1 rRNA gene (cut by a window edge) is annotated in these 400 nt (G+C 51.5%); it reads right to left on the bottom strand.

Annotated features, from left to right (window positions below):
- Nucleotides 1-400, bottom strand: a 16S ribosomal RNA gene (locus tag ACK4SC_RS11670) (its annotated part extends 476 nt beyond the left edge of the window); the annotation flags it as partial.

Genomic DNA, 400 nt, shown 5'->3' with positions numbered 1-400 from the left:
CCCCGTCAATTCCTTTGAGTTTTAATCTTGCGACCGTACTCCCCAGGCGGATTGCTTAATGCGTTAGCTGCGTCACCGAAATGCATGCATCCCGACAACTAGCAATCATCGTTTACGGCGTGGACTACCAGGGTATCTAATCCTGTTTGCTCCCCACGCTTTCGAGCCTCAGCGTCAGTAATGAGCCAGTATGTCGCCTTCGCCACTGGTGTTCTTCCGAATATCTACGAATTTCACCTCTACACTCGGAGTTCCACATACCTCTCTCATACTCAAGACACCCAGTATCAAAGGCAATTCCGAGGTTGAGCCCCGGGATTTCACCCCTGACTTAAATGTCCGCCTACGCTCCCTTTACGCCCAGTAATTCCGAGCAACGCTAGCCCCCTTCGTATTACCG

Origin of the sequence: Microcella sp., assembly GCF_046293215.1 — a bacterium.
Lineage (GTDB): Bacteria > Actinomycetota > Actinomycetes > Actinomycetales > Microbacteriaceae > Microcella.
Note: the sequence above shows the minus strand (reverse complement) of the source record. Positions and strands in the feature narration are given on the sequence as shown.